20 protein-coding genes and 1 pseudogene are annotated in these 24,519 nt (G+C 40.6%); 13 read left to right on the plus strand and 8 right to left on the minus strand.

The genetic code is table 11. The features are described from left to right. Positions 1 to 225: 225 nt before the first annotated feature. Positions 226 to 1,308 (plus strand): hypothetical protein, encoded by a 1,083-nt coding sequence (locus RM368_RS24065; RefSeq protein WP_322696371.1) that lies wholly within the window; start codon positions 226 to 228, stop codon positions 1,306 to 1,308. 277 nt (positions 1,309 to 1,585) lie between these two features. Here RM368_RS24065 and RM368_RS24070 read toward each other — a convergent pair whose 3' ends face one another. Next, complete coding sequence (locus RM368_RS24070; RefSeq protein WP_322673143.1) at positions 1,586 to 1,972, minus strand: hypothetical protein; 387 nt, start codon at positions 1,970 to 1,972, stop codon at positions 1,586 to 1,588. 480 nt (positions 1,973 to 2,452) lie between these two features. On the opposite strand from RM368_RS24070, the gene RM368_RS24075 reads away from it, so the two are divergent. After that, a complete protein-coding gene (locus RM368_RS24075) occupies positions 2,453 to 4,357 on the plus strand; it encodes a chloride channel protein (RefSeq protein WP_322696372.1) in 1,905 nt (634 codons plus the stop codon). 141 nt (positions 4,358 to 4,498) lie between these two features. On the opposite strand, the gene RM368_RS24080 is transcribed toward RM368_RS24075, so the two are convergent. Further along, positions 4,499 to 4,912: an AbrB family transcriptional regulator gene (locus tag RM368_RS24080; protein ID WP_322696373.1), complete on the minus strand. Its 414-nt coding sequence runs from the start codon at positions 4,910 to 4,912 to the stop codon at positions 4,499 to 4,501. 471 nt (positions 4,913 to 5,383) lie between these two features. Here RM368_RS24080 and RM368_RS24085 point away from each other — a divergent pair, with 471 nt between their 5' ends. The 4 genes from RM368_RS24085 (at position 5,384) to RM368_RS24100 (ending at position 10,634) form a co-directional block, all read left to right on the plus strand. Further along, a complete protein-coding gene (locus RM368_RS24085; protein WP_322696401.1) occupies positions 5,384 to 5,824 on the plus strand; it encodes an Rrf2 family transcriptional regulator in 441 nt (146 codons plus the stop codon). Between the two features lie 86 nt (positions 5,825 to 5,910). Then, a complete protein-coding gene (gene cbiB, locus RM368_RS24090) occupies positions 5,911 to 6,882 on the plus strand; it encodes an adenosylcobinamide-phosphate synthase CbiB (protein WP_322696374.1) in 972 nt (323 codons plus the stop codon). Between the two features lie 89 nt (positions 6,883 to 6,971). Further along, positions 6,972 to 7,508 (plus strand): bifunctional pyr operon transcriptional regulator/uracil phosphoribosyltransferase PyrR, encoded by a 537-nt coding sequence (gene pyrR / locus RM368_RS24095; protein ID WP_322696375.1) that lies wholly within the window; start codon positions 6,972 to 6,974, stop codon positions 7,506 to 7,508. A 546-nt stretch (positions 7,509 to 8,054) separates the two neighbouring features. Continuing rightward, a complete protein-coding gene (locus RM368_RS24100; protein WP_322696376.1) occupies positions 8,055 to 10,634 on the plus strand; it encodes a GAF domain-containing protein in 2,580 nt (859 codons plus the stop codon). Between the two features lie 46 nt (positions 10,635 to 10,680). Here the strand turns inward: RM368_RS24100 and purN are convergent, their stop codons facing one another. Beyond that, positions 10,681 to 11,340, minus strand: coding sequence for a phosphoribosylglycinamide formyltransferase (gene purN / locus RM368_RS24105; protein ID WP_322696377.1), 660 nt, complete (start codon positions 11,338 to 11,340; stop codon positions 10,681 to 10,683). 169 nt (positions 11,341 to 11,509) lie between these two features. On the opposite strand from purN, the gene RM368_RS24110 reads away from it, so the two are divergent. Then, positions 11,510 to 12,391 (plus strand): sugar ABC transporter permease, encoded by an 882-nt coding sequence (locus tag RM368_RS24110; RefSeq protein ID WP_322696378.1) that lies wholly within the window; start codon positions 11,510 to 11,512, stop codon positions 12,389 to 12,391. Between the two features lie 179 nt (positions 12,392 to 12,570). On the opposite strand, the gene RM368_RS24115 is transcribed toward RM368_RS24110, so the two are convergent. Further along, on the minus strand, positions 12,571 to 13,137 hold the full coding sequence (locus RM368_RS24115) for a thermonuclease family protein (RefSeq protein ID WP_322696379.1): 567 nt from the start codon (positions 13,135 to 13,137) through the stop codon (positions 12,571 to 12,573). 191 nt (positions 13,138 to 13,328) lie between these two features. Here RM368_RS24115 and RM368_RS24120 point away from each other — a divergent pair, with 191 nt between their 5' ends. Both RM368_RS24120 and RM368_RS24125 read left to right on the plus strand, forming a co-directional pair. Continuing rightward, positions 13,329 to 14,072, plus strand: a complete 744-nt coding sequence (locus RM368_RS24120) for a ferritin-like domain-containing protein (protein ID WP_322696380.1) — start codon at positions 13,329 to 13,331, stop codon at positions 14,070 to 14,072. 284 nt (positions 14,073 to 14,356) lie between these two features. After that, entirely contained in the window at positions 14,357 to 14,698 is a 342-nt protein-coding gene (locus RM368_RS24125; protein WP_322696381.1) for a helix-turn-helix domain-containing protein, read from the plus strand. A 330-nt stretch (positions 14,699 to 15,028) separates the two neighbouring features. Here RM368_RS24125 and RM368_RS24130 read toward each other — a convergent pair whose 3' ends face one another. The 3 genes from RM368_RS24130 to RM368_RS24140 form a co-directional block, all read right to left on the minus strand. Next, complete coding sequence (locus RM368_RS24130; protein ID WP_322696382.1) at positions 15,029 to 15,421, minus strand: salt stress protein, Slr1339 family; 393 nt, start codon at positions 15,419 to 15,421, stop codon at positions 15,029 to 15,031. Between the two features lie 27 nt (positions 15,422 to 15,448). After that, complete coding sequence (locus RM368_RS24135) at positions 15,449 to 16,054, minus strand: vWA domain-containing protein (protein ID WP_292869171.1); 606 nt, start codon at positions 16,052 to 16,054, stop codon at positions 15,449 to 15,451. Positions 16,055 to 16,218: 164 nt separating this feature from the next. Further along, positions 16,219 to 16,824, minus strand: coding sequence for a VWA domain-containing protein (locus RM368_RS24140; RefSeq protein WP_322686512.1), 606 nt, complete (start codon positions 16,822 to 16,824; stop codon positions 16,219 to 16,221). Positions 16,825 to 17,084: 260 nt separating this feature from the next. Between RM368_RS24140 and RM368_RS24145 the strand changes: the two are divergent. Then, positions 17,085 to 18,800 (plus strand): annotated as a pseudogene (locus tag RM368_RS24145) (ShlB/FhaC/HecB family hemolysin secretion/activation protein). A gap of 554 nt (positions 18,801 to 19,354) precedes the next feature. On the opposite strand, the gene RM368_RS24155 reads toward RM368_RS24145, so the two are convergent. Next, positions 19,355 to 19,771 (minus strand): 5-methylcytosine restriction system specificity protein McrC, encoded by a 417-nt coding sequence (locus RM368_RS24155; protein ID WP_322696385.1) that lies wholly within the window; start codon positions 19,769 to 19,771, stop codon positions 19,355 to 19,357. 366 nt (positions 19,772 to 20,137) lie between these two features. Between RM368_RS24155 and RM368_RS24160 the strand changes: the two genes are divergently transcribed. From RM368_RS24160 to RM368_RS24170, 3 genes are all read left to right on the plus strand, one after another. After that, a complete protein-coding gene (locus RM368_RS24160) occupies positions 20,138 to 20,515 on the plus strand; it encodes a cyclic nucleotide-binding domain-containing protein (protein ID WP_322696386.1) in 378 nt (125 codons plus the stop codon). A 30-nt stretch (positions 20,516 to 20,545) separates the two neighbouring features. Then, on the plus strand, positions 20,546 to 21,997 hold the full coding sequence (locus RM368_RS24165; RefSeq protein WP_322696387.1) for an NHLP bacteriocin system secretion protein: 1,452 nt from the start codon (positions 20,546 to 20,548) through the stop codon (positions 21,995 to 21,997). A gap of 214 nt (positions 21,998 to 22,211) precedes the next feature. After that, the gene (locus RM368_RS24170) at positions 22,212 to 24,449 is read left to right on the plus strand and encodes an NHLP family bacteriocin export ABC transporter peptidase/permease/ATPase subunit (RefSeq protein ID WP_322696388.1); all 2,238 of its coding nucleotides are present in this window, start codon (positions 22,212 to 22,214) and stop codon (positions 24,447 to 24,449) included. Positions 24,450 to 24,519 lie beyond the last annotated feature (70 nt).

Raw genomic sequence — 24,519 nt, forward strand, 5'->3', positions numbered from 1 at the left:
TTGAATTTTGAATTTTGAATTTTGAATTGATTTCTCCCCTGCTCCCCTGCTTGTCCCTTTATCAGGATCGCGTTCTTCCAAAAAGTGTAAAAAACCTGCGATTTACTTTGAAGAAATGATAAACTGCGTAATTCTGCGGTTTTGCTGGCGAGATTGATTTCTCTATGCTTGAAATATTTATTACGAAATATTTCATTCATTAAATTTAGCAATTGGGTGTTTATAGTGCCGCAAAATCTTTCATCGTTACCAGAACCAGCCAGAAGGATTGAGAAAGAAGCAAATCAACCATTTTCAGAAGCGTGGGCGAAGAAGTATTTGCGAAATTTAGCCGAACAGGACAATCGCATCGAAGTTCTCAAGGTCAGTGAAATTGCAAATGAGGTTGCAAAAACGTTAACGCAGGCACTGCGAACCACAAGTCTGCAAGCGTGGGGAAGAACAGAAGCGCTTTTGTCTCAAGAGGTAATTCGGCATCAAATTGACCCTGAATTAATCGATCCGTGGGAAGTTGCAAAGGATACCCACCAGATTTATCAAACTGCCCTCTCAGCCTATGCTGAACAGATTTCCCCAGCAAAGTTTTCTACATGGATTGCTAGGGATTTGGGAAAAATTCGACAGAAATACACAGCAGACGATCCGAGAGTAATTGGGTTCATTAGTATGCAATTTCACTACAACGGACAAATACTACTGAACTTGACACCACCAGTGCACCAAGCATCACTGAGGGATTACTTCAAAGTGATTGACGATCATCTCTATATGCCACTCCAGCGTGCTTACCAGGCAGCAGCAGAATATGCTTACGACGCGCCACGATTACAAGCTGTCCAGCAACTTTTGCCCTTGTGCAGCGAGATTGCGACCAAGATTGCAGAACGGGTGATGCAGATGTATCCCAACTATCAATGCCATACAGGTCGCTTAAGCGATACTAACATTAACATTTCCAGTGTCCGTGATATAGAGATGTTCCAGGTATATCTATGGGTCTGTATTTTGGAGAACAACATTAGTGCCATACAACAAGAGCTATTTCCCTTGTGTGTGATGTTATATCCTCGATTAAAGGTGCGCTGGGAATTGGTGCGGCAATTAATTTACTTGCTCGGTACTGAAATTCGCTCTCGTTTGCAACCAGAACAGGCTGCTTTTTTTCTCGCTTACTATGAGTCGTTGCAGGCAATGTTTTCACCCCAAGTCTTGCCGGACAGTAAATCTGGCGTTGCAGAACAGAGGGATAAATTTAGGCAGGCAGGGGAGGCAGGGGGTGTTTCGGGAGCAGGGGGGGAGATTTTATAACTTGCGAAATCATCCCGCAATGGGAGCAACGCCTTAAATTTTAAATGCTGTAGTGTCCCGATTTTCAAATCGATATAATTAGATAAGCATAAATAAACAATAGTTTGTAGTTAGCACTTTAGTGCTGAAAATAGTTATCTTGGGTACTAAAGTACTTACTTAATGGGCGATCGCTCTGGAAGCGGACATAATATAAAACCGCGTCTTATTTGGGGCAAGAAGACACGGTTTGCTCGAAGTATTTAGTTATAATATTACAAAAATCAAAGTAATCGATTTACTGGGATTTGTTTCCTGGTTCATTAACTTTCTCTGTTGTGGGAAGAATTTGGCGATCGTAACTTGTCTTTTCTTGGGTCAGAGCGATCGCACCAAAGAAAATCGCACTACCTACAGCCAAGGCTACCATCGGACGCTTGAGTAGGATAAAATCTCTGAGAATCCTCGCTAAAGGTCGGCTTTGACGACGTAGCGACGAAGACATCATCAATTGTCTCCAAGTAAACGGATCGCGGACATAATGACCACTTTGGCAAACTACTAGCCTTTCCTGGCAATAGGGACAGCAAAACAAACCCATGCGTGTTTTAACTGGTTTAGGCGTAGCATTTCTTTGGCAAATTGGGCAAGTAACATAATGATTATCAAAAGTGTGTATATTCATTTACCTCGTCCGCCTAGTCCACTTACTCGCTCTATAACAATAGCTATATTGAATTGGGGTCAATCAATAGTACGATCTGATATCAGGCATCAATCATACATACATTCTATTACTACCAAGGATGCCTCAATAGTCGCAACACGAGTATAGCTAGATTTAAACAAGGATGACTCATGGTTAATGTTTACGGGTACTTCCACCCAGCCAAAAAACTTTGTTGTCTCTAGAAAAAATAGTGTTGGCGCTCGTTCACACCCCACTAGCCGCAGCTACGCTCAACTTAGGCATCGCTGACCCTTAAATAATAATTGTCTCTCATTTAACCATTCTCCCCACACAAATTTTGCACAATGACATTTTTAGTTAAAGCTTTGTAAGTTAAGCAAATAAAGTCTACTTGTCCGGTTGCTAAATAATGGCTCACAATGATAAGTAACAGATAAAAATTTAAATTTTTTCTTACATTTACCCCGCCTCTCAATGACTCTCTTGCCTCCCACTCAACTGAGGAAGGTAACGGAACAACCTGCCTTTCCTACACCTTCCGCTCGTTTAGCTCACCTAATTAATCGTTTTCAACCATCCCCAGAAACAGTTGTGCTGTTTTTAGCCATGCTCATTGGCGGTGGTACTGGTATGGGTGTAGTCACCTTTCACTATTTAATCCAGTTGGTTCACCAGCTGATGCTGGAAAATTTAATGGGTCAAATTGGCGGCTGGGGTGCATGGACTTTAGCCTGCGTTCCCACCCTTGGCGGATTAATTGTTGGCTTGATGCGTTGGCGCACTCAAGACTTTGGCCCTGGACTTTCATCTCTCATCGCCGCTTCTCAGGGAACAGAGATTAGGCGACCACTAAGACCAGTTAGCAAAATGCTGGCTGCATCTGTTACTTTGGGGAGCGGTGCTTCTTTGGGACCAGAGGGGCCGAGTGTCGAAATTGGCGCAAATTTTGGGATGTTGTTCTCTGTGATCCTAAATGTATCTCAGGAACGACAACGTTTGCTGTTGGGTGCTGGCGCGGCGGCAGGGCTGGCGGCGGGATTTAATGCTCCCATCGCTGGCGTATTTTTTGCTCTAGAAGTAGTGATGGGAGCGACATCTTTCGCTACTTCTGCTGTCAGTGTGGTGCTTTTAGCTGCGGTGGTAGCAGCATTAATTGCCCAAATTGGTTTGGGGGCCCAACCTGCTTTTGATTTACCTGTTTACCAAGTTCGCAGTCCTTTGGAATTACCTCTTTACCTTGGCTTAGGTTTAGGGGCCAGCCTAGTTTCTCTGGCTTATACTCAATCAATTCGGGGAGCAAAAGCTTGCTTTGCTGGGAAGGTTCCAGGTTTTGATTTTTTGGGACGAATTCCTCAGCCGATTCATCCAATTATTGGTGGTGCAATTATTGGCGCTGTTGCTTTGCAGTTCCCGCAAATTCTGGGTGTCGGTTATGAAACCGTAGAAGCAATGCTTCAAGATGTGGAGTTTCCACTCTACTTATTGGTGGTGTTGTTGGTGGTGAAATTATTGATGACTGCAATTAGTGCAGGTAGTGGTTTCATTGGTGGTTTGTTCGCACCAGCAATGTTTTTAGGTGCTTCTTTTGGATCGGCTTACGCCAAAATGTTGGCTGTAGCATTCCCGACAATTTGCGCTCAAATGGCGGCTCCCCCAGCTTACGCAATGGTGGGAATGGCAGCAGTATTAGCTGCTAGTGTGAGAGCGCCGTTAACGGCTATTTTAATGCTGTTTGAATTAACCCGTGACTATCGGATTGTTTTACCGTTGATGGCAGCTGTGGGTTTAAGTGTTTGGCTAGTAGAAAGGATTAAACCAACTTTTAACTCTAACTCTAATCTACAACAAATTGGTCTTTCGGAATTGAAAGATGAACAATCGGAAATTGTGCAACAAATTTTAGTAGAAGATGCCATGTACCCTTGTCCCAAAAAGTTACCTGCAACTTTGGGAGTATTAGATGCCGCTGTGGAAATGACCCGCGATCGCGTTCGTAGTGCTTTAGTATTCGATCAAGCAGAGCAATTAGTTGGTATACTTTCTTTGGAAGATATTAACCGTGCCCTTGCTATTTGGCAAACATACACAGATCCCCTAACGGAAATTCCTGATAATTTATCTAGTCAAACCCTCATAGACATTTGTACTACTGAAATTCTCTATGCATGGCAAGATGAACTTTTATCTGAGGCTTTAGACCGGATGAGTCTTCGAGGTTTACATCAATTACCAGTGGTAGCACGAGACAAACCCGATCGCATTTTGGGTTTATTAGAAAAAGAGCAAATTGCATTAACCTGTAATTTAGCAGTTACGCGTAAGGCACTTCGCCACTATTTACCAATCTTACCTACTACAGATATAGTCATTAGTCATTAGTCATTAGTCATTAGTCATTGGTCATTGTTTTTCACAAAGGACAAATGACACTTGACTAATGACTGTTTATAGTCATTGTTTTTCACAAAGGACAAAGGACAAAAGACAAATGACAAAGGAGAATTGACTAATGACCATTTATTAAGCTGTGGCTTCTATGGCTTCATCATCTTCACGATCTTCTGGATCTACCTGTCTTAGACGAATGTGCTTTTTGCCTAAAGTGATCAGAAACTCATCTCCTGGTTGAAGATTCATCTGTTTTGTATAAGCTGAACCTATCAGTAAGTTACCATTCGATTGCACACTAATTCTATAGCTGGCACTACGTCCACCACGCCCATTAGCACTGGGTGTACTGTCTAACTGAATGCCTTCAGCATCAATTAGGGCATTTAAGAACTTCATCATATTGACGCGCTCTATACCATTTTTGGTAACGGTATAGTAGCCGCACTTCTTAGCTTTGTCTTCTTTGCTCTCGTTCTCTAGCTCTTTGACTTTTTTGAGCAGTTCTTCGCCGAGTAAGGGTTCAATTTTTTTCTGTTTAGGCATCAACTTAGGTCGAAAATGAATGTTTGAAGTGTTTGAATCGATTTTATTTTAGCTGAGGTTGAGCTAACAGGAACATAATCCTTTAGTTTTTATCTCAACCTAGCCAAGTATATTACACTCAGATGCACAATTGTTATGCCATTACCAATATTGGCAAGACAATTCATTTTAGAGAATGCTGGCAATGCTGATAACTATATATATATAGATATAGTTTGTGAATTACTGCTAGACTATAGAAGTTTTAAGTTTTCTAAACTAAAGCTCAAAAGGTTATTTATTTGCTGAAGATGATAACCGAGTTACAGAATGATAAGTAAAACTGATCCTTAGTCATTGGTCATTGGTTACTTGTACTGAGCGAACGCGAACAGCGCGTCATCAAAAAGTTGAAGTCTTGGTCATTGGTTATTTACAAAGAACAAATGACAAATGACAAATGACAAAGGACAAACAACAAAACTTGCCAAAATGAAATTAACTACCAGAGGACACTATAGTGTAAAGGCGTTGCTAGATTTAAGTTTACAGCCAAGATATGGGCCTGCATCTGTGAAAGCGATCGCAAAACGCCAAGATATCCCAGCTCCTTACCTCGAAAAACTACTAATAGAAATGCGTCGTGCGTCAATAGTGAAATCAATTCGTGGTAGCATCGGCGGATATCAATTGGCAAGAGAGCCTGCACAAATATCTATAGGAGAAATTTTAGAAGCTGTTGGCGAGACTAGCCATTTACCTCATCACACCCCAGCACCAACACAAGCTGAAGATTGGGTAACGTTTAGCCTCTGGCAGAGACTCAACCAAAAACTCAAAGAAGCTTTATACAGTATTACTCTGGCAGACCTTTATTACGATGCTCGCAGTCGGCAAGCTTCTCTTGGAGAAGAAGCTAGTTTTGTAGTTTAGTCAAGAGCAAAGCCAAAGACGTTTCCGTTGCTTTGGTCAATAGTCAAAAGATTGACCCTTGACTTTGAACCCAAGACTTGTGACTTATGACTAATAATATCTATATCTTAATAATTGCAGCATTTTTAGATTACTTAATTGGCGATCCTTGGGATTGGCCTCATCCAGTGCAAATTATGGGGTGGGTAATTTCTCGCCTAACCAAGTTTTTTCTCCACTTATGTCAAAATTCTCTAACACAACGCCTAGCTGGAATTGTATTAGGTATTATCTTGATAATTGGTAGCGGTCTTGTTGGCTTTTTGATGATTCAAATTGCCAGATGGGTTCATCCACTCTTAGGAATTGCAATAAATAGCATTCTTTTGGCTAGTTGTTTTGCTGGCAGAAGTTTGCGAGTAGCAGCGGAGGCTGTTTTACAACCTTTAACAATCGGAGATTTAAAGAAGGCTCGGAAGATTTTAAGTAATTACGTTGGTCGAGATACTCAAAACCTCTCACAAGCAGAAATTTACCGAGCTGTTTTAGAAACGGTTGCAGAAAATGCTACAGATGGGGTAATGGCTCCACTTTTTTATGCAATTGTTGGTGTCTTTATACCAGTTGTGGGGCCAACTCCTTTAGCTTTAGCATATAAAGCCAGCAGTACCCTTGATTCAATGGTGGGTTATCGGGAAGCACCCTATACTTATTTGGGATGGTTCTGTGCGCGGTTAGAAGATTATTTGACTTGGCTACCTTGTCGGTTAACAGTTGTGACTCTGGCGCTGCTATCGGGTAAACCGATGCATATTTGGCAAATTTGTCGTCGGGATGCAATTAACGATCCTAGTCCCAATTCTGGTTGGAGTGAGTGCGCCTATGCTGCATTTTTAGGTGTGCAGATGGGGGGTACAAATTGGTATCGGGGGGTAGCTAAATACAAACCACTGCTAGGAGATGCTCTTTATGCCATTACTGCAACTTCTATTCAGAATGCTTTACAGCTGACTCGATATTGTTATTTGCTATGGTTAGGGATAGCGATCGCAATATTCTTAATGCTCCCAAATAGGTAATGATAAATATAAAGTTAGGAGTTAGGAGTTAGGAGTTAAGAATAAAAACTCCTAACTCTTAACTTATCACTCCTAACTTATCACTCGCTATGTCTGCCAAAGTAGTTGAAATTCTCTCATCCGAAGAAATCCGTCGTACCTTGACTCGTCTTGCTTCTCAAATTGTCGAAAGGACGCGTGATTTGTCTCAACTGGTGCTTCTTGGTATTTATACCAGGGGTGCGTTATTAGCCGAACTATTGGCGCGTCAGATTGAGACGCTCGAAGGTGTAGCAGTGTCAGTGGGTGCTTTGGACATTACATTTTATCGAGATGACCTCGACAAAATTGGATTGCGGACTCCAACGAAAAGCGAAATTCCTTTCGATCTTACGGGGAAAACGGTTGTACTGGTGGATGATGTGATTTTTAAAGGACGGACGATTCGCGCAGCTTTGAACGCAGTCAACGATTACGGTAGGCCAGAGGTGATTCGTTTAGCTGTGTTAGTAGACAGAGGCCATCGAGAATTGCCAATTCACCCAGATTTTATTGGCAAGAAGTTGCCTACAGCTAAAGAAGAAATTGTCAAAGTTTACTTACAAAATTCTGATGGACGAGATGCTGTCGAGTTGATTGCAGATTAGCCTATGGAGGCTAGGGGGCAGGGGGCAGGGGGCAGGGGGCAGGGGAGAAAGAGTTTTCTTTCTTTTTGCACAGATGTGGGAATTATAATTAATTAGGCGGACATGATATTAAAAAATAAAGATTGGTTGGCTGTGTTGTCAGCAAACTACAACTCCTAATGAGAAAATAAGGCATTACAACCAAGCGATCGCTATAAGATTGTTGACAAACCTGTTAATCAGACCCAATTTTTTTGAATTTCAAGAGACTTCTTGGCATTTGTCCGGGAAAAGGGGAAGGTGGGGTCCCAAGAAGGGGATAAGGGGCGGGGGAAAAGGTAAAGAAACTCAAAATCCTTTCCCTTTAACCTTTACCCTTTCCCCTAAGAGTGCAAAAATATATTTTTGCAAGAGGTCTAAGCAAACAAAAGCATTATGGGAGATGACCTAGAACATTAGTGCCTTAAAATACTCCTGAAAGCCAGTCCTTGTTTTATAAGTTTTATGTAGAATTTGGTGGTGAGGTTATTTACTTGATTCTCACTTGCAGCAATCCAGGTTTCATTTATGAGTCAGTCTTTTTTTCAAAACCAAGCAAGACGAAATCGCCAACAGAGACTCTGGCAACAAAAATTGAGTTTAAAGACTAAAGCAATAGTTTGGGCACTAAGTATCAGTGTTCTTCCTGTGGTTGCAATTGGAACAGCTACTTACAACTATGGGATTAATTTAATTAAGACACAAACTCCGCAAATCAGACAAGAGAGTACAGAAAGATCAACAGAAACTGAAGCTCTACAAAGACAATTGTCACTCTTGTTAACTGGTATGGGAGTGACAGCAATTGTAACAGCTGCGATCGCTGTTTTTGTCACAAATCGAGTTATGAGTCGAGTTAGCAAGGCTGCTGCAATTTCTAATAATATTAAAAAGAGGCTACGTCCAGACAGTGAGTTTACTCAAGTCTTTATCGCAAGCCAAGATGAATTAGTAATGTTAGAGAGAAACATTACCTTATTCACAGACCTGCTTTCGGTTTTGGTAGAGGAGAAAGAAGCCGAAGCTGATTATTCCCAAATATTAATCAAAATTACCCGTTGGGTGCGAGAATCATTCAATGAAGAAGATGTTTTCAAAACTACTTCAGAAGAAATTCGTAAAGCTTTAAGCATCGATCGCGTCACCATCTTTTGCTTCGACTCCAACTATAATGGAACCTTTATCGCTGAATCAGTAGCACCTGGTTTACCAAAAATATTAGGGTTTACAGTCTCCGAGCCTGGATTTGAGGCAGGGTATATAGACAAATATCAGAATGGTAGCATCCATGCTATTGATAATATCCATCAAGGCGATCTCAGTGATGCTGATATTGAGTTGCTGGAGCAATTTGCTGTCAAATCTAATTTAGTCGCACCGATTCTCAAAGGCAAACAGCTATTCGGTTTATTGATTGCACATCAGTGTTCTAGAATTCGCTCTTGGCAACAATCTGAGATTGATTTGTTCTCTCAGATAGCCATGCAAGTAGGATTTGCCCTTGACTACGCCAACCTTCTACAAAAAGTAGATACTAAGGCAGATAATGCTCAGGTATTTATCGAAATTACCCGCAGCATTCGCCAATCGCTCAACGAAGAAGATGTCCTCAAAACGACGGTGGAAGAGGTTCGCAAAGCTCTGAGTACTGACCGAGTACTGGTTTATAGCTTTTACCCTAATTGGTCTGGAATTATAATTGCCGAATCAGTGGTTCCAGGTTATCCCAAAGTTTTGCGGTCTGAAATTCAAGACATCTGTTTCGGTCAGGGTTATGTAGAAAAGTATCAGTCTGGTCGCGTTGTAGCCACAAACAACATTTATGAAGCAGGTTTGGCTGATTGTCACATTAGCCTGCTCGAATCCTTTGCTGTGAAAGCAAATTTGGTCGCCCCAATTCTCAAAGATGAACAGCTATTTGGCTTATTAATTGCACATCAATGCTCCAGACCCCGTGATTGGCAACAATCTGAGATTGATTTATTTGCTCAGATAGCGATGCAAGTCGGGTTTGCTCTCGACCATGCAAGACTCCTGCAACGAATCGAGGCTGAGGGTGTGCAAAGTCAGTTGTTAGCAGATACTATCGGCATTATTCGCCAATCACTCAACGAAGAGGATGTCCTCAAAACCACTGTGGAAGAGGTTCGCAAAGCTCTGAGTGCTGACCGAGTGATGGTTTATAGCTTTGATGGTAATTGGTCTGGAACAGTGATTGCTGAATCAGTTGTTCTCACCTACCCAAAAGTTTTACGAGCTGAAATCCAAGACCCATGTTTCGGTCAAGGCTATGTAGAAGAGTATCAGTCTGGTCGCGTTCTGGCAATCAACAACATTTATGAAGCTGCTTTAGCTGATTGTCACATTCACCTGCTCGAATCCTTTGCTGTCAAAGCAAATTTAGTCGCCCCCATTATTAAAGATGAACAACTATTCGGCTTGTTAATTGCACATCAATGCTCCAAACCCCGCGATTGGCAACAAACTGAAATTGATTTATTTGGTCAGATAGCGATGCAAGTCGGATTTGCTCTCGACCATGCAAGACTCCTGCAAAGAATCGAAGCAGAAAGGATGCGAAGTCAGTTACTAGTGGATATTATCCGCAGCATTCGCCAATCCCTCAAAGAAGAGGATATCATCAAAACTACTGTGGAAGAGGTTCGCAAAGCACTTAGTACTGACCGAGTTTTGATTTATAGCTTTTACGCTAATTGGTTCGGAATTATTATTGCTGAATCAGTGGTTCCAGGTTATCCCAAAGTTTTGCGGTCTAAAATTCACGACCCTTGTTTTACTGAAAGCTATGTAGAAAAGTACCAATCTGGTCGCGTTGTCGCAATCAACAACATTTATGAGTCTAGTTTGACTGATTGTCACATTAAACTGCTCGAATCTTTTGGTGTGAAAGCAAATTTAGTAGCACCAATTATTAAAGATGAGCAGCTATTTGGCTTGTTAATTGCACATCAGTGTTCTGAACCCCGCGATTGGCAACAATCTGAGATTGATTTATTTGGTCAGATAGCGATGCAAGTAGGATTTACTCTCGATCATGCTAGGCTCCTACAAGCGTATCAAACTGCTGAAGTGAACTCTGAGGAATAGTAGGGGCGCGCAGCTAGCTGTGCGCCCTTAATTGATATATGTATTTTTACGTTACGCTTAGTGTAAGTTTTGACGAAGCTGCTAGAGCGATCGCTAATGGTAAAATTCGATGTTCCTGAATTTGAATCCTGGCGTGGAGTGTTTCTGCTGTATCATCCGGCAGTACTGGTACTGCGGCTTGCATTAATATTGGGCCGCTATCCATTTCTAAGCAAGCTATATGCACTGTACAACCAGTAATTTTTACCCCAGATGCCAAGGCTTGTTCTACAGCATGAATTCCTTTGAAACTAGGTAACAAACTAGGATGGATATTGATAATCTTCTCAGGAAAGGCATCAATGAAAACTGACGTTAATAGTCGCATCCACCCTGCCAAAATCACCCACTCTACATCGTAGTGCCGCAATGTCTGCACAATTTTTTCATCAAACTCTTCTCGATTTTGATAGTTGCGGTGATTTAATAAGACGGTTTCTACACCTCTATTAGCTGCTCTGATGGCTGCTTTGGCCGAGGGATTATTGTAAATTAAAACTTGAATTTGGGCATTTAGTCGTCCATCTTCGATAGCTTGGGCAACTACATCAAAATTGCTGCCATTCCCAGAAGCCATAATTCCCAGTTTTAAAGGGGCGAATAGTTGATACACATCGCTAATACTGGGAGAAACCAAGCTAAGGGTAGAATCAGGGCACAGGGTCATAAACAGCTAAGAGGGAAAATTATAGATGCCAAAAATATATACTAAGTCGTGATTGGATAACGATACAGGAACCAAGAGCAAACCACAAGCGATCGCTAATGTTGGGAGAAATTAAGCTCAGGGTAGAATCAAGGCAAAGAGTCATAACAGCTAAAAAGGTTAATTATAGATGTCAAAAATATATACTAAGTCGTGGTTGGATAATGATACAGTAGCCGCGTGGATTTTTCTCGCACCGGCATTAATTTTGCTGGGCGTTTTTATAATTTGGCCGATCGCTTATTTGTTCTACCTCAGTTTCACTGCTGGTAGTTTCACCTTAAAAGGTATTTATTGGATAGGCTTAAAAAACTATTGGCGCTTGCTACTCAACCCCGACTTCTTGCAAGTTTTGGGTAACACCTTCTATTTTACTGTTGCCACCATCATTCCTAGTTTAGTTATCTCCTTGGCATTGGCAATACTATTAAACCGCTCCATTCCCTTGCGGGGCATCCTGCGAAGTACTTATTTTTTACCCTCAATTATTTCAATTGTGGCAGCGGGTTTGGGATTTCGCTGGCTGTTTCAGACATCAGGACCAGTTAACGGACTTTTAGATTTTTTTGGCATTTCAGAAATACCTTGGCTAGGAGACACATTTTGGGCAATGCCAGTAATTATTTTAATGAGTATTTGGAAACAACTGGGTTTCAATATGGTAGTTTTTTTAGCAGGGTTGCAAGCAATTCCTCCCAGTCGTTATGAAGCAGCAGACTTAGATGGAGCAAATGCTTGGCAACAATTTTGGTATATTACTTTACCCGGATTGCGCCCGACTATAATATTTGCAGTCATTACTACCGCAATTTTTACATTGCGGAGTTTTGAGCAAGTTTTTGTGATGACTGGCGGTGGGCCACTAAATTCAACTAATCTGCTGGTTTACTACATTTACCAAGAGGCTTTTGGTCAATTTGATTTTGGTTATGCAGCAGCAGGAGCGACTGTATTATTAGCAGTGACGCTGGTACTAGTTTATTTGCAACTGCAAACTTGGGGAGAGGAGTAGAGGAGGCAGGGGAGCAGGGGAGGAAGTTGCTAAGTTATTGCCCAAATAGCAAATGCTAAAAAATGTAATAGTGCATTCAAGTAGAAACTGCTAAAGTTTTTCTTATTAAAACTCTATCCCTTTATGGGTAGAGTTTCACCAATTCAGAATTGGTGAATTGGTGAATTCTGACTCCTGTTTTACTTCTTATATAGACTGCGATATTCCCAAGGATTTATAAATTTAGTATCGCTCCAAACGCCAAGCCGTTGCTCCTTAGCCTTAGCTTCGGCTTGTTGAACTAAATCTTTACTAGGACACTTGTTTAAATAGGGACGATAGACTTTTGCTAAACCTTCTTGCAACAATACCTGTTGCACAAAAGTACCATTTTTTAAACGGACTTCGGCAATTTTGCGTCCATAGCGATCGCTATCGGTGATATTCAAAGTCACGCGCGAGCCTCCTTGTTGCACCAGTTGTTGCACCCGTTCTTGGGCTTTCACACCCCAAGTAAATTGATTGCGATCGCTAATACGTTTACTCTGCTTTTCTTTGTTTGTATGAGCTATTTCTGGCGCGTCTACACAAGCAAAGCGCACTGTCAGATTTTTGCCATCGGCATCTTTTACTACTAAAGTATCGCCATCACTGACTCGTTCAACTGGTTCTCCAGAAGTACCGATCAAGCGATCGCAGCCGAATAAACCCAAAATTATGATAGTTGCACAAAGCCAAAATCGCACTGGTTTAGTTAATTTCTCCATCCAAAATTACCAAATTATCTCTGTGGGATGATACTAACAAAATGCAAAGATATATTTGTTAACCGTTAACATACTGCCACAGGTAATTCAAAATTCAAAATTCAAAATGATAAGAACCTTTGGCGGTAACGAATAGAAAATGCGGATTAGTATAAGAATTGTAACCTTCCAATTGTCAGCGAGAATTTTTGATGAACTTCTTGACTAACGTTCTGCATTTAGCTGGTTCAGGTGTCTTTGCCTATTACTCTGCTGCTCAAATTCGTGATTCTAAAACCCGTCCCAATATCCTTGCAGGGTTTCAGTTGGCGGAATCTGGCTCTGTGCCATTTCTATCTGCACTTAGCGATCGCGCCGCAGCCGAAGGCGATACATGGTTAGCCGAAAAACTAGCAAAACATGCATCAGATGAAACTAGGCATGGTCAAATTTTTGCCCACGCCTTACAACAGCTCAATAAACAAGTTATAGATTTCAAGCGTCAACCCGAAACTACATCTACAAAAAAATCACAACAGCGTAGTCCCTTTTTTGCAGCATTCTATGAGGGCTACCCTCAAGAACAACTCAAACCTGCTGTGATTGATTGGGATACGTTTATGGCTAGCACATACATTCTGGAGTTAGATGCTAGTAAAGACTTTGCGCGAATGGCGAAAGTATTACCTGACAACGAGCCAACCGCTCGTAACTTGAAATTAGGAATGCTAAGTATTGCCCAAGATGAAACGGGACACGCTGCTTATCTCTACGAAGCGATGATGCGCCGGATGTCTGCAACTGAAGTGCAAAACCTCGTAGATATGTGGCGAACCCGCAAGGTGAATGCTTTGTTGGCAATGGTTGGCGGTATCCTTGAGCGTAACGGCGAAACGCGATCGCTAGTCCAAGATAGTGCGCCATCGGAAATTGATTCTGAGTTGGTAGCTACGTAATTATAGATATGCTGAGTATTTAACGATCGACTACCCCTGGCTGAAACTTTCGTTAGCCAGGGATTTCTATATTCTCTAGCATAACCTGAGATTTTTGAAGCTTCTTTGCTTGAATTTGCAATTATTTAACAACAGGTAAAGCAGGAACAAGTCTAGCCTTGTGAAAACTTTTCATATTCCCGCAGCTGCTACACTAATTATGAAAGACATAAAACAAGTAATAATCAGATAACTAACGGTACTACCAAGCAAACCTTCCTTCTGGTTATTCCTACAAAAAAACTATGAAAGCTGAAGCAGAAAACCATCTCAGGCTGACTTGTGAAGTAGAAACTACCCTAAAAGTGATTGGCGGACGCTGGAAGGTTTTGATTATTAGAGAATTAATGACTGGCGTCAAACGGTTTGGTGAACTGCAACGAGCTTTACCTGGAGTTACGCAAAAGATGCTAACCCAACAACTCAGAGAAATGGAGGAAGACGGCATTATTCATCGAGAAGTTTATCCCCAAATTCCACCCAAGGTAGAATATTCACTGACGCCTTTAGGAGAAACTTTGCAACCAATTCTCTATGCTATGCATGAATGGGCTGTGCAACATTTAGCTCGAACAAATCACCATTAATATTAATTATAGTGAGTGAATAAACAATAATTGCTAACTTAACTTTGATATGTATGGTAGTTTATGGCATTCGTAACTCACTATTTGAGGTTTTCGGTGCGTTACGCTAATGCGGTAATACACCCAACACATCTTCTAATACCGATTCAATTAATGATTGCAACATATCCTTGGTAAAGACGCGATTCATTGCGTCTTTACAAATGGTCTATTTGTCGGATTCGTTTTTCAAATTGGTAGAATTATTTGCGCTTACTTCAATTAAATTTGCTAATTTTCAATTCTAGCGAGCAGATTTATCTATGGGGTCTTAAATTTTAAATTTGAAGTTTATTCATTGCTTTTTAAATATTCAATCGCTGCCTCTAATTTTGAAGGGTAACTTTCAGCAAACCTTTCAAACCAAAGTCCTTCGGATGAAAGTGGATCTACTTTGGCTAACCATTCTTTTGCTTGCACTTTCAAAGCCTCTAGTTGTTTGGCTTTGAGTTGTTCTTGTCGAATCCTTTCTTGTTCTAGTTCTTGCTGTCTTTTTAATTCAATAGCAGCATCCTCTTGGGCAAAATCAGCCTGAACTTCTGCTAAAAGTTTATCCATGAAAGATGCCGACTTCGGCAATGGTGGAATAAACGATTTGGCTGTGGCTGATTTTGATTGCGGTTGTGGTTGTACTTCTTTGTATTCAGTTTCGAGTTGGGCTAACAGCTTATCAAGGGAATCCATTTTTGCAATTCCTAAAAAATAGTATAGCTAGTCATTAATAGCATTGAGTAGCACTTCCGATAGACTCAAATCTTCCATGTCTTCCATAGTAATGGTGTCACAGATATCAAACTTAGCACCAGCACTTTGGAGTTCATCATCTAAGACTTTGAGAAAGCGGGTAGCTTGTTGATCTGTGCCAACTTGAATAAAAGAAATAGCTAATTCTTCATCTCGATCGATGCGGCGAGAAGCTTCAATAATCACCCTCATGACTGCTTTGCGATCGTCCGGCTCACCATCAGTAACTACTAAAATTGTTTCACCATTTGGTTTGGTTTGACCGGCTGCTTTGCGTTGAAGGTAATCATCAGTTGCATGTTTTAATACACTTGCCAAGTCAGTTGTACCAGAGGGATCGTTCTCTCGAAAAATTTGTGACACCTTGCTGGATGTGACATTTTCGTATCGCTTAAATTTGCCAGAAAATACATAGATAGTAATGCCATCTGGGTCAAATTGCTCGCATTTACTAGCTAAAGCTAAAGTTGATTCTTGGGCTGCAACCCATCTAGTTCTACCACCCTTTTGATCTTGGGTTGCCATACTACCGCTTTTGTCAATAATCAAGGTATAATCACGATTTTCTAGCATGATTCGGTTCTCCAATTAAGAATTAATAGTTGCTGAACTATGGGCGATCGCCAAACATACAGCATATTTAGGGGTTGCTGAGGTATACAAGGGAGGTCTGTTACCCAAGTATAAAGCGTGTTTTACTCCTGAATTCTGAATTCTGAATTCTGAATCCTGCTATATTAGTCAGTTATGGCGTTCGTCAATACATCTACAAGACTCATTTCTTCTAAGTCGTCTAAAGTGACGGTATCGCAAATATCAAATTTAGCGCCAACACTTTGTAATTGGTCATCCAAGGCCTTGAGGAATTTAGTTGCTTGGGCATCTGAACCTACTTGAATAATCGAAATTCCTAATTCTTCATCACGTTCCATTTGGCGAGTAGCATGAATAATGACTTCAAACACAGCTTTGCGATCGTCTGGTTCACCATCGGTGATAACTAAAATTGTCTCTCCGTTTGGCTTGGTTTTACCAGCCGCTTTGCGTTGAAAGTAGTTATTGAGGGCATCCTGGAGTACACCAGCTAAATTTGTTGTGCCAGCAGGGTCATTTTCGAGAAATATCTGGGCGACTTTGGCTGAGGTGACATCATCGTAGCGTTTAAATCTACCAGAAAACACGTAAACGGTGATGCCATCGGGGTCAAACTGTTCGGCCTTTCTGGCCAAAGCAAGAGTAGACTCTTGAGCAATTTCCCATCTACTTCTACCACCCACTTGGTCGGGTGTAGACATACTACCGCTTTTATCAATGATTAAGGTATAGTCGCGATCGCTCATCATAATCTTCCTTTGATTGTTACCCTGTGGTTCTAGTCTAGTCTACGAATTTGACGATACCGCAAGCTTTTTAAGGTTTTGTATCAATTGTGCTACTTCCAAAAGCCACGCCATTGCTTATGCCAGTTGCGTAAGTCCTGGTAAAAACTGGTGAAGTTCGAGTAACAAGAGTAAAATTTATACTTAATCAGCCTCACCACTGATATTGTGTTTGTCAACCCCAAATAACCATTCAAATTAAAAAAGTAATTCAAAAACCAAAAATGAATTTATATCTCCGAGTTAAAACTATTGTTTTAATATTTTTTTCATGCATTAATAATCCCCATCCAATATTTGCCCAATCTACACCTCCATCAGGTGTAACTATTCCTCCTAATACTCCTGGTAAAGTCGAACAAACAATTCCTCAATCGACATCATCACCAATTTACACTCCCCCATCTCCCAGTAATCTTATTCTGTTTCCAAATCCAACTGAGAATCCACTGGATATAATTCCCACAGGTGAAAGCTTTTTTGTGAAAGAAATTCAAATTATCGGCAATACTGTTTTAAAAGAAGAAATCACTAAATTAAAACGATCGCTAGAAAATAAATACATTCGGTTCGAGCAGTTATTAGAATTGCGATCGCAAATCACCCAACGCTACATCAAAAAAGGTTACATCACCAGTGGTGCATTTCTCCTTAACAACCAAAATCTTAACAGTGGTATAGTTAAAATCCAAATAGTCGAAGGGGAATTGGAAGCTGTAGAAGTAAGCGGACTGCAAAGGCTTCAAGAAGGATATGTGTGTTCTCGAATTGCTCGCGCTACGCAGATACCCTTCAATCAGAAACGACTTGAACAAGCATTGCAATTATTACAAATTGACCCTTTAATTGCACAGGTTAAAGCTGAACTGACAGCTGGAAGTACTCCTGGGCGCAATATTTTACGCTTGCAACTCAAGGAAGCACCTGCATTTCACGCTGGAATGGAAGTTGCTAATAGCCAATCTTCCAGCATCGGTTCTGAACAAGGAAGTGTATTCATCGAACATGAAAACGTACTGGGTTTTGGTGATAAATTCTACGCTGAATATGGAATTACTAAAGGGTTAAACCTCTACGATTTCAGCTACAATGTTCCTTTTAACGCTTTAGATGGAACAATTGGTGTCCGCTATAACAACAGCGATAGTAAAATTATTGAAGACGACTTTCGTGATTTAAATATTCGCAGCAAAAGTCGTACTTTTTCATTTAATATTCGTCAACCGTTACAGTGTACTCCCAATAGCGAATTTGCCCTTGGTTTAGCATTTGATTTACGTCGCAGTCAAACATTCTTACTTGATGATATCCCCTTCTCATTTTCTGAAGGTCCCGAAGAAGGAGAATCGAAAGTTACAGCAATTCGGTTTTCTCAAGATTGGTTGCAGCGAGATGCAAATAGGGTTTTAGCTGCGCGATCGCAATTTAATATAGGTATAGGTGCATTCGACGCAACAGTAAATGATACAGGCACAGACGGGCGATTTTTAACTTGGTTGGGGCAATTTCAATGGGTGCAAAAATTATCTCCTCGCACGATTATAGTAGCAAAAATTGACGCGCAACTAACTGGTGACTCTCTACTTTCTTTAGAAAAATTTAGCATTGGCGGAGTTGAAACAGTTCGCGGATATAACCAGAATCAAGTCGTTACCGACAATGGGATAATTGCCTCTATTGAAGCTCGTATTCCCCTGACATCTAACACTAATATCCTACAGTTAGTACCATTTTTCGATTTTGGTACTGGGTAGAATAATCGCATGAGTAATCCTAGTCCTCAAACCCTTACTAGCTTGGGTTTAGGCTTGCGATGGCAACCATTTCAAGGCTTAAATTTACGCGCAGACTATGGAATTCCACTATTTGGAGTCGATAATAAAGGTGACTCGCTGCAAGATAATGGATTTAATTTCTCATTGCGTTATCAACCTTTTTAAGTATTTTAAATTTTAAAAAATTTGCCAAACTATTTATCGCTATTAAATATTGATGTGCATAAAATTGCAGTTAAAGTAGTAAATTTATGTACATTAATAAGCAGAAATTGTGCATGAATTTATTTGCCGATAACTGTAATATAGAGTAAAGCAAAAGCAATTGAGTTACTAATTAAATTACTCAAATCAGAAATAAACAAATGTCAATTCAAACAAGCCAGTCTGTAATTTAGAGATATTACTGTTTATCAGTATTGCTAAATGCGTTCGCATGTTTTCAAAACGCACATTTACTAGATTTTGCATGGTACGATCGCTTGCGTTCAAGAATTATAAAACAATCATTGGAGTCGAAATATGATTTCTGTTCAACGATTTTTCCCAATCGTCATGTTTAGCTTTAGTTTTTTTACTGTATTTGTCCTATTTGGCGTTCTAGTAAATAATAGCCTTACGAATGAAGTACAACTTTTCGATGGTATTCTGTATGCAGATATTTAAACGCTTCATAACTCCTGACTTATGGAAATAACTTTCTGTAATATTCACAGTAATCATCTACAAATTTTATAGTTACGTCCCCGAACATAAGGTAAATGTTCTGTCTTGGCGATATAGGCACGGTAGAAACCCTGGCGACCTCGGTTGAGAATGCGACGGGCTAAGGCTAAAATATCAGCCAGTCGTTCATAAAATTCTAAGAGTGTTTGACAATCAACCAGTCCTGACAAAAAGCGAAAACTTTTGAGATCATAGGCATACTCCAGCATTCGCAGAAGATTACCTAGCTTGACTTTGGGGCACAGGGCAATGTGAAAATCATTAGTTAAGGGAATGTGACCAACCCATCTTTGGGCAGTTAGTCGCCAGCGAGCGCCTGTTTTTGGAGGCCGCAGAAACTTACCAACCCATTTGCTCGCTGCGATCGCTTTTATGGGGCATAGTCCATCGCCTCCCCAATCTATTCTCACGAGTGATTACCGAAAGTCCTGCTGATGTGGGCTATTGGAGTGATGGGATGTTGGTGAGAAATCTGACGCGAAGATTCGTTTTGGAAGCTTTTGTGTTAGAAAAGCTGCTGCTTAGGGAAAGCTTAAAGTAAGACTCTGTTTTGAAGACTTTGATTGTAATTCATCAACCGAACGATACAAATTACACAACAAAAGTGGCAACGCATACATGAGTTGAATTAATAGTACAAAAATACTATTTACTGACAAATAATTACTTGTTGCTATAGATGATTTTTCAAACTAATAGCGTTTAAGCCTTATCTGAGCGTACAACCTTATTAATTATGTTTCTAAACGAGTTTTTAATTAACAGCCCAAATCAATATGACTCAGATATTCTCTAGCTTTGATAATTTTCGGAATTTACAAGCAACCGATTTCGAGTGGATAGAGTCAATGGCTCAAGCCGAAACCCATCAACCTGGGACAGTTTTAATAAAAGCAGGTAAATTTTCTCCTTTCATCTATCTCTGTTTAAGTGGCAATCTTACAGCCACTTCTACCCAAGCAGATGACAGCAAGCAGCAATTAATGGAGATATCGGCTGGCGAACTGATTGGTGAAACTTCCTTACTAGACGATCGCCCAGATTTATACTCAGTCACAGTTACCGAAACTGCCCAATTACTAACCATACCCAAACACAATATCGAACACCGTTTGCAAAGCGATCGCAGGTACTCGTTTCGACTGGATGATTAATCAACTCCGCCGCTAACTAGATCAAAACAGATGCTTTTTAATCGAAATAATAAAAAAGAGAGCATTTTCCGCCAAGAATCTTTAGAACGTCTATCCTCACCGGAACGCTTAGATCGGTTAATGCAAGTAATTAGCCCGAAAGATTGGCTGGCGTTGATGGCGTTGAACGGTTTAGCAATTGGCGGCGTAATCTGGAGCATAGTTGGTTGCATTCCCATTACCGTTGACGGTCGAGGTATATTTATTCAACCTCGTCAGGTAGTTGAGTTTCAGTCATCTATCGCCGGACAAATTCAAGCTTTAAATGTTGCTAGCGGGCAATGTGTCAAGAAAAACCAACTCCTCGCAACAATTTATCCGGCTGACTTGCAAAAACAGTTACAGCTAGCGCGTCAACAGTTAGCTCAATTGCAAAGACAAGCTCAAGATACGTTGGTTTTATCCAAACAACAGCTAGAAACAGAAAGAAATATCATTACTGCCAATCGCACCAACTTGCAACAACGTCTCCAAGATATTAGTGCGGTTGCACCGCTACTGAGAGATAAAGAACTAACCGCGATCGCTCAACAGCGTCAAAGTTTAGAACAGCGTCTTCGAGATGCTCAAACTTTAGTACCAGTGATGCAAACAAGGCTCAAGCAACGACAAAATTTAGCAGATGCGGGGGGATTATCAAAAGATTCGTTGCTGCAAGCCGAACAAGAGTACGTGCAAACACGTCAGAACCTTGCTGATATTCAAGTTCAACTCAAACAACTAGAAGCTCGCAATAGCGAAGTTGAGCGCACTTATTTAGAACAAATCCGTTCTATGAGCGACGTTCAGATTCAGTTAGGAGAACTGAATGTTAAAAGTAAACGCTTGGATCGAGAAAATTTAGAAACTACAAATCAAAGGGATAAAGAAATTGCCGCAGTTAACCGAGAGATTAGTAGATTAGAACAGCAAATAAAAGATAATAGTCAAATCTTAAGTCCCCAAGCTGGATGTATTTTGGAGTTAAATACAACATTGGGGCAAGTGGTTCAACCTGGAACTCGATTGGGAATATTGCGTATAGGTAGCACTCAGGAGTCAGCTAAGGCGATCGCTTATTTTACGATTAAAGACGGCAAACAAATTCAGCCAGGAATGTCGATTTTGATTACTCCCGATACAGTCCAAAGAGAGCGATTTGGGGGAATTGTGGGAAAGATTACTCGCGTTTCGCCACTACCAGTAACTCAAGAAGGAACTGTTTCGGTAATTGGCAATTCAGAAGTTGTTAGAAGTTTGATTGGTGAAACTGGCGCGATCGAAGCAACTGCTAATCTTACTAACGATAGCAGCACTGTTACTGGTTATAAATGGTCATCTTCTCAAGGACCAAATTCAAAAATTACTTCGGGAACTACAGCTTCAGTTCGAGTCACAGTTGAAGAAAGAGCGCCAATTACTTTTGTACTGCCGATTTTACGAGAATTTAGTGGAATCAAATGAAGAAGAATTCAGAATTCAGAATTCAGGAGTCAGAATTAATCAGTCGGGGATTCAGATCCGCGACTGAGTGTATTGCACCAAATCTACGATTTGGTAGGGGTCTTAAACCCAGTTATTCATTCGCCAGTCGGACTCCAATTCATACTGAATTCTGACGACTGACTCCTGAATTCTATCTTGATAATTTATATTTTGCTAATCAAATATATTAACGATGAATTTCTTTAAAAGATTTAAAAAATCAGATCCAGAAAACACAAATTCTCAAGTTTCCAAATTTCAAAATATTCGCTTTAAAACGCCAACTTTGTTGCAGATGGAAGCAGTAGAGTGCGGGGCGGCAGCTTTGGGAATAGTATTAGCTTATTATGGTCGCATCGTTCCTTTAGCAGAACTGCGGGTTAGTTGTGGCGTTTCCCGCGATGGTTCTAAAGCATCAAATGTTTTAAAAGCAGCTAGAAACTACGGGTTACAAGCAAAAGGCTTTAAAAAAGGACTTAAGCAACTGCAACAATTAAAACCACCTTTTATTGTTTTCTGGAACTTCAATCACTTTTTAGTGGTAGAAGGTTTCGGACAAGAACGGGTTTGGTTAAACGATCCAGCTACGGGGCCGCGCAGCGTAAATCTGCAAGAGTTTGACGAAGCTTATACAGGCGTAGTTTTACTCATGGACCCAGGTGCAGAATTTAAAAAAGGCGGCAGAAAACCAAGTATTATTAATGCACTTTATAAACGCTTGCGAGGCTCGTTTGACGAACTTTTTTTCTGCATTCTGGCTGGATTTTTTTTAGTTATTCCCGAATTAGCTATTGCTTCCCTCAGCCAAGTTTTCGTTGATAATATCTTGATTGAAAATCGCTTTGATTGGTTAAAGCCTTTGGTGTTAGGAATGGGAATTGCAGTATTGTTGCAAGCAATATTAACAATTCTGCAAACCCGAAAGCTGCGGTATTTACAAATTAGATTGTCAATTAGCATGACAGGAAATTTTTTATGGCACGTTCTCCGCTTGCCAATTGGTTTTTATGCTCAGAGATTTGCGGGAGAAATTAGCAATCGTGCCGCTCTTAATTATAAGGTAGCGAAAATACTTTCCGGTCAGTTAGCGCGAACGACTATAGATGCAGTGATGTTAGTTTTTTATGGGGCGGTGATGTTAGCTTACGATTGGATGCTAACAGCGATCGGTTTAGTAGCAGTAGCAATTAATATTGGGTTTTTGCAATGGGTAGCGCGAAAACGAATTGATACAAATATGCGCCTAAGTGTAGATTATGGTAAAATTGCTGGCGTAGAAATTGGGGCTTTAGAAAGTATTGAAACCATTAAATCAGCAGCATTAGAATCAGATTTCTTTAGTCGCTGGGCAGGATATTATGCTAAAGCTAATAACTCGCAACAAGAATTGCTGCAAACCGATTTAATTTTGGAAGCTTTACCACCTTTATTAACAGCTTTAACTTCCATGCTGTTGCTAGTTGTAGGAGGTTTGCGAGTGATAGATGGCTATATCAGTATTGGGATGTTAGTGGCTTTTCAAACTTTAATGACCAGATTGCAGCAACCAGTTAATAGTTTAGTCGGTTTGGGCAGTACAATTCAAGCGATTGATGGCGATTTGAAGCGATTAGATGATGCTTTAGATAACGCGATCGATCCAAATTTAAACTCAGAATTACAGCGCGATCGCACTCAAATTGAATATGCTAAATTTTCAGATCGTTGTCGCTTGCAAGGATATGTCGAACTGCAAAACATTACCTTTGGTTACAGTCGGATAGAAGAACCATTAATTAAAAACTTTAGCTGTCAACTGAAACCAGGGCAAAGAGTAGCATTTGTAGGTACTAGCGGTTCTGGTAAATCTACTCTTTCTAAAATTGTTACGGGACTGTACGAACTTTGGGAAGGCGAAATCTTATTTGATGGCATTCCTCGACAACAAATTCCCCGTGCAGTGTTAGCTAATTCCCTCTCAATGGTGGAACAAGATATTTTTCTATTTAGCGGAACAGTACGAGATAATTTGACGCTGTGGGATGAAACAATTCCTAATTCCCAATTACTAAAAGCCTGTCAAGATGCCGCAATTTTAGATGTGGTAATGGCGATTCCTGGGGGTTTAGATGGCAAATTATTGCAAGGAGGTGCTAATTTAAGCGGAGGTCAGCGTCAACGCTTAGAAATTGCCCGTTCTTTGGTTAATAATCCGGCAATTTTAGTGATGGATGAAGCAACCAGCGCTTTAGATGCAGAGACAGAAAAAATTATCGATCGCTACATTCGACGACGAGGTTGTACTTGCATTATTATCGCTCACCGTTTGAGTACAATTCGGGATTGCGATGAGATTATTGTTTTAGAACGAGGGAAAGTAGTGCAAAGAGGTACTCACGAAGAAATGAAAGATATTGATGGCGCTTATGCGCGATTAATTAAAGCTGAATAAAAAGTATTAATAATATCATGTTCGGGTAAGTAGTTATGATTCATTAGACCCCACCCCTTAATCCCCTCCC

Origin of the sequence: Nostoc sp. DedSLP03, assembly GCF_034530815.1 — a bacterium.
GTDB lineage: Bacteria > Cyanobacteriota > Cyanobacteriia > Cyanobacteriales > Nostocaceae > Nostoc.